Source organism: Enterococcus bulliens (assembly GCF_053761865.1).
The window spans coordinates 1-4,887 of sequence record NZ_JBSMXK010000042.1 but is presented as its reverse complement, the minus strand read 5'-3'; the positions used below and the strand labels follow the sequence as shown (position 1 = coordinate 4,887).

Here is a 4,887-nt window from a genome sequence, read left to right as displayed (position 1 = left end):
CCAATATAGCGTAAGGTCTCCCGTTGCGAAGAATGGTTGAGCAGCGACTGAATGATCTCTGTTTTGGTTCCTTGCTTGTACAAAAAATAGCCAAAAGTCTTACGCATCGAATGGGGACCAATTTCTTTCAACCCAACCGCCATTCCTGCTTCATGAATGATCCGCCAAAGGCTTTGTCGGGTCAAAGGCGTATCTGCTCCTTTTCGACTTGGAAACAAATACTTGCTGAAATCTTGTACTTGCAGCTGCTCAGGAAATTCGGATTGAACATAATCGAGAATCACTTTTCGCAATTTGTTCGAAATGAAGACCGAATTGTGTTTGGCCGTTTTTTGTTCCTTCATGGCCAGACGTTCTTTGACGATCACCCTTCCACGTGAAATTTCTAACACGTCACTTAATTTCAACTGCCTTAAATCGGAGATTCGATACGCTGTATTGATCCCGATTGAAAAAAGCACCAAATTTCGTTGCCCATATTTTCCGGAAGCCAAAATGGCCTTCATGGCATCGATCTTTTTTTTGTCGCGAATCGGTTCCACGCTCTTCATTTTTAGTCCCCTCTCAAATGTTACTTAATACGATTATAACAGATAATAAGTAACATTTAAACAAGCTATAGAAAAAAGGCCCTAAAAGAAAAGTGATTTCCTCTTAGAGCCTCTAAGGATGGAGCGATTTTAACGAATGTGACAGAATCCGATTGTGTCACATTGGCTTTTGATATTTTCGGTAAGATTTGATTATCTCAGAACATTAATATTGCCCCTTTAAAAAATTTTGTCAGTACTTTTAAGTTATTCTATTCTGAAAATTCAAAATTTTCAGTCTATATAATTAACTTATATTCAGTTTTACCAAATGATAAGCTTTAAAAAGTATTCAGAATTTAGTCATGTTATGGATCCAATAAAGTAGATATGGAATATTTATTTTCTCTTGTCTAATTTATAAGAACTAAATGATTTCATCATTGTTTTGACACTTTTAGTTGGGAGCGTCAATAATTTTGTGTAAATGGTTCTTCCCTACTGTAGATTGTTTCTAATTCTCCATCGGTTGACTCAGCAACACTATTTGACAGAGAGCCAAGAATATGACAGCTGCCATATTCTTGAGCTCATCCAACTGTTTTTAATTAAGAAAAGAGCGACTAGAGAATTTAATTAGCTTTTACTCTGGCGTGCTCCGTTATAAAGTCGATAATGCCTGCGACGACTTCATCGCGAATCTCGCGGTGGTTGTGAATTTCATGGCGGTAGCCTGAATACAGTTTTGTTTTCACTTGATGGCCCGTTTCCAGCAGCCAATTAGAAACCGCATAGACGCCTTCGCCATATCTTCCGACCGGATCTTCATCACCGGCGATATTGTAGATAGGTATATCAGTAGGGACTTTCTCGGACCATTCCGTCCCCAGGATTTGTTGAATCATTTGAGCAAACTGATAAAGTGATTGAATATTAGGGACGGAAATGAAGTTGTTGAACGGATCATTGGCGTGGTCCGCCACAATGTCCGGATCTTTACTGATCCAGTCGTTCGGCGTGTTTGGATTTTCAATTCGCTCCGTCATCCATTCAAACATTCGATTTTGATAGTCTGGGTTCACTTGTTCGCCGTTTCCTGCATCGATTTCAGCCTTTAATTCAGAGACAATATTTTCCATCTCAGGGAAAATTTCTGAAGTCCCGCACAAGATTAAACCGTCCAGCTCTTCGCCATATTTCGTCGCATATAGTCGGGCAATCATAGAGCCCATGCTGTGGCCAAACATGAAATAGGGCAGGTCACCGTAGTCTTCCTTGATTAGTTCGTGCAGTTTTTGTTCATCTTCGGCCATTGTCATATAGCCTTTATCTCCCCAATTCGACCAGTTGTCGGAATCATAAGCGGTCTTTCCATGTCCGACATGGTCATCGGCGGCCACGACAAAACCGGCCTCATTCAACATCAAAATCATATGGAGATATCGGCGTGAATGTTCACCATACCCATGAACGATTTGAACGACCCCAATAGGTTCGCGAATGGGAGTATAAATCCATCCCTTTACCGTCTCGATCTCATTAAACGACTTAAATTCAACTTCATGAATTGCCATTTTTACAGCCTCCTTATAAACTGTTGAATGTTGTATAAATCCCCTTTATCATGTATTGCCAAAATACATTATAATCTATAATGTAAGCACTGTCAAAAGTGTTTTATTGACTTACTCGATGGAAATATTTCTGCTAAAATTACATCCAAACGTTGATATGATACTGAAAAGAGTGGTCATGTTGAACGAAGAAAGGAATCAATATAAAATGAAAATGATATTTATCTCTCTTTTAACTGTCGCTGTCTTAGCCGGATATTCTGAAACTGCTGAAGAAACGCCCCGAATAAATTCACCTGATGAGACGACAGCAGTTACCCAATCAACATCGGACACTTCTGACTCAGAAACAGCAACCGAAGAAGATCTTTCCGAATCTGAGGCAGAGTCGCCCAATGAAAAATACAAAGAACTAACCATCCAGGATTATTTTAATCCGGAAAAGCTCTTTGTCAAATAGTTTTGATAAGAAGTTTAAGAGGATACAGTTCAACTGTATTCCCTTTTTTCTATAATTAAGTCCTAGTTGTAATGTGCTTCCTCCATTGGAGGTTTTTTTATGGAAAACCAGCGATTTAATGAGCGGCATCTTCTTTAAAATAAAGCGGCTTTTCGGTGATGGCTTCGCGGGTTAGCGTAAAACTGATCACGACCCGACTTCTTAGATGATAAAAATTTCGGTAGCCGTAACCGGAGCGTTTAATATTCTTCACTTTATTGTTGACGCCTTCAATCGGACCGTTTGAGAGAGTATATTTAAAGGCATTCTGAATCGGGTTTATGTATTTTTCAAGCGTCTGCAGGACCGTTCGTATTTTGCGCGGATAGGTGCGTTTTTTAGATGCTAGAAGTAATGATTCAAATAACGAGAACCGACGGTTCTCAGAGCGCCTTTCAGGTGGTTGACGAGTTGGTAAGTGTCCCTCAACTATGAGCTCAACTCGACTAAGTAATTGGCCATCACATACTCTGACACCATGACGGTGTAGAGACGATGGGTAAAGAAATCATGAAAATTTAAATCTGCTTCGTTTTTTAATACCAATTTCCATTGGTTTTTCAGTTTCCGATAATCGCGCAGGCGTGTATAGCGCAGACAGTTCATTGTTTGGATGTGCGTGTGGTTGAGTGCCCGATTCAGATGTTGGACAATATGGAAGCGATCAATGATAATGTCGGCTTTAGGGAAACAGGCTTTAATCAGCCCGATATAGGGCGAATATATATCCATCGTGACCGTCTTTACCCGCAGGCGTGCGTTCAATGAATAACGCATAAAGTAATCAGATAAATAGTGCTGTTGACGGTTTTTCACAATATCAATCACTTCATGGTTCACGGCGTTCATAAAAATAAAGATCATGGCGCCGCTCACGTTCTTCACCGACTTAAATTCATCAATACAAAGGTGTGAGGACAAATCACGGCGCTCCGGCGCCAAGGTTTCACCCACTTTTCTCAATACCCGAATCACGGTATTAGAAGAGACATTTAGGTGTTCCCGAATCAATTTCATGGACTGTTCATGGCGCAGCTCCTTCGCGATCGTCGATTTGACAAAATTGGAAATAAAACAGTGGCGGTCAACCAGAGAAGTTTCAGCCGTAAAAGTTGAACGGCAGTATTTACAGAGAAACCGTTGTTTCTTTAATTTGAGTAACACAGGCTAGAAATTAATTTGACCAATTTTAAGTGTCGACAGTTTCGTCCCATTCTTGACGATGTCCGATGACGAGCGGTTAACGGTCCCGCATTTTTCGCAGGCTTTCGGTGTATAGGTCAATTTCCCGTACAAAACCAAATGGTTTTGGTCGTTGATTCGCTCTTCAGTCACCTGTTCTTCAAAATGGATATTCTTGTCTTTGAGTCCGAGTGTTTTTCGTATAAAATATGAATGGGTCATATGAATTCTCCTTCATGCAGTTGTGGTGACTTAATTATAGGAGTTCACTGGCCTTTTTTCATGTCTCCATAAAAAAATGGTGCCAATGAGTGGTAAAACTCATCAACACCAAATATTATAGAACCGTGAAAAGAACCAAATCCATATTGTTCTGATTTGCGATCCATCATGCAAGGAAGCATTTTATAAAACATTCGAGAATGATTCAAATAGAAACTATGATACGTTTACTTTATCAGAAAATGACTTCTTTGATAGAGTAAAGCAGTTTAATTCAGATGACATTATCGTTATCCCCCATTTTCTAGATAAAGATAAAGAACGCTCCATTGATTTTAATTTTAAAAATCGATTAGAAGAAAAACTAAGTGATTACGTCGTAATTTTAGAACCTGGAAAATTGGCAACAATGGGAATTATTAATGCTCATAAAGAATTAGCTATAATTGTAAGTGACGTTAAAGGCTGGTCTACTTACTCTTCCAGAAATTTACCTGAAATAAAATTCAAAATCGAAACATTTAAAAAATTTGTAGAATTAAACCTAGCATTTAAACAGTGTAAATTTACAGTAAACTCCATTGATATATAAGCGTTTGTGATGATTTGGTTTACAGTTAGATGAAAATAAAACAAAATCAAAACTATATAAAAAGTCACTAAAAATGAGTTCAGCAGGCAAGAAATGGCACCTTAAGTGGTGCTTATTTTTTTAAAAATTTTTGTACATTTTTGAAGTTAGGTCAAGTAATACTCCAAGAAGTTCACTATGATCACCAATCATATCATATAATTGGTCTTCTGTTAAAACACCACATTTTACTGGGATTTTTTCAATTTCCATATATTCAAACCATTTTTCACTACCATAAAAATTTTT

The 4,887-nt window shown here is 38.4% G+C and carries 7 protein-coding genes; 1 reads left to right on the top strand and 6 read right to left on the bottom strand.

All coding sequences use genetic code 11. The annotated features are described in order from the left end of the window. Together ACWOEC_RS11895 and ACWOEC_RS11890 are read right to left on the bottom strand one after the other, a co-directional pair. Window positions 1-551, bottom strand: a 551-nt coding sequence (locus tag ACWOEC_RS11895) for a tyrosine-type recombinase/integrase (RefSeq protein ID WP_455308422.1), incomplete at its 3' end; no start/stop codon positions are given. Between the two features lie 611 nt (window positions 552-1,162). Continuing rightward, a complete protein-coding gene (locus ACWOEC_RS11890; protein ID WP_455308420.1) occupies window positions 1,163-2,104 on the bottom strand; it encodes an alpha/beta fold hydrolase in 942 nt (313 codons plus the stop codon). A 178-nt stretch (window positions 2,105-2,282) separates the two neighbouring features. Between ACWOEC_RS11890 and ACWOEC_RS11885 the strand changes: the two genes are divergently transcribed. Next, window positions 2,283-2,564 carry a hypothetical protein gene (locus ACWOEC_RS11885; protein WP_455308418.1) on the top strand — a complete coding sequence of 94 codons (282 nt, stop codon included), beginning with the start codon at window positions 2,283-2,285 and terminating at the stop codon, window positions 2,562-2,564. 115 nt (window positions 2,565-2,679) lie between these two features. Here the strand turns inward: ACWOEC_RS11885 and ACWOEC_RS11880 are convergent, their stop codons facing one another. The 4 genes from ACWOEC_RS11880 to ACWOEC_RS11865 all read right to left on the bottom strand — a co-directional run. Next, window positions 2,680-2,877 (bottom strand): transposase, encoded by a 198-nt coding sequence (locus ACWOEC_RS11880; protein WP_455308426.1) that lies wholly within the window; start codon window positions 2,875-2,877, stop codon window positions 2,680-2,682. Between the two features lie 155 nt (window positions 2,878-3,032). Continuing rightward, the gene (locus ACWOEC_RS11875) at window positions 3,033-3,767 is read right to left on the bottom strand and encodes an ISL3 family transposase (RefSeq protein WP_455308416.1); all 735 of its coding nucleotides are present in this window, start codon (window positions 3,765-3,767) and stop codon (window positions 3,033-3,035) included. Window positions 3,768-3,770: 3 nt separating this feature from the next. Then, window positions 3,771-4,007, bottom strand: a complete 237-nt coding sequence (locus ACWOEC_RS11870) for a hypothetical protein (protein WP_455308414.1) — start codon at window positions 4,005-4,007, stop codon at window positions 3,771-3,773. 712 nt (window positions 4,008-4,719) lie between these two features. After that, window positions 4,720-4,887, bottom strand: a 168-nt coding sequence (locus tag ACWOEC_RS11865) for a DUF4298 domain-containing protein (protein WP_455308424.1), incomplete at its 5' end; no start/stop codon positions are given.

Excerpts from the sequence above, each read along its gene's own strand:
- ACWOEC_RS11890 (WP_455308420.1), bottom strand. The coding sequence starts at position 2,104 with ATGGCAATTCATGAAGTTGAATTTAAGTCGTTTAATGAGATCGAGACG.
- ACWOEC_RS11885 (WP_455308418.1), top strand. The coding sequence starts at position 2,283 with ATGTTGAACGAAGAAAGGAATCAATATAAAATGAAAATGATATTTATC.
- ACWOEC_RS11870 (WP_455308414.1), bottom strand. The coding sequence starts at position 4,007 with ATGACCCATTCATATTTTATACGAAAAACACTCGGACTCAAAGACAAG.